Genomic DNA, 529 nt, shown 5'->3' on the forward strand with positions numbered 1-529 from the left:
CTCCTCCCCCCCCTCTCCTAGGTCGCGGCACTCGACCGTGAGGTCGTAGTCGCGCTCGATCCTCCCCCTTCCCTCCCCCTCCTTCCTCTCTTTCTTTTCTTTTTCTATCTTACCTCTCTTCTCACTATTTCTCTCAAACCTCTCTCTTCTATTTCTCCTTATCAATCTACCTTTACCCTTATAATCATTATTAATACTCATATCTATATTATCTTCAAAACCTTCCTTATCTCCCTACTAATCCACACCTTTCCTTTTCCCTCCTCCCCTTTTTTCTACCCTTCATTTAAACTTTCTCTCTTTACTTTCAAAAAATCTTTTCTCTTTTTCTACTACTCTATCTCTACCTCTTCTATTTACTTTCCTCCTATCTCTTCTACTTTTTATTTTCTCACTCTTTTTTATACTCCTCTTCCCTCTTCTTCTTCTTCTCTTCCCCCCCCCTTTTCCTCTTCTTTTTCTCTCTTTTCTTCCTCCCTTTCCCTCTCCTCTCTTTCTTCTTTCTTCTTTTTCCTTTTATCCTCTTGGA

At 40.5% G+C, this 529-nt stretch carries 1 protein-coding gene; it reads right to left on the bottom strand.

What is annotated here, in order from left to right:
* On the bottom strand, positions 1-201 hold a 201-nt coding region (locus EXE48_RS18180), incomplete at its 3' end, for a hypothetical protein (protein ID WP_137712170.1).
* Between the last annotated feature and the right edge of the window lie 328 nt (positions 202-529).

The sequence above is a fragment of the Halorubrum sp. ASP1 genome (assembly GCF_005435135.1).
GTDB lineage: Archaea > Halobacteriota > Halobacteria > Halobacteriales > Haloferacaceae > Halorubrum > Halorubrum tropicale.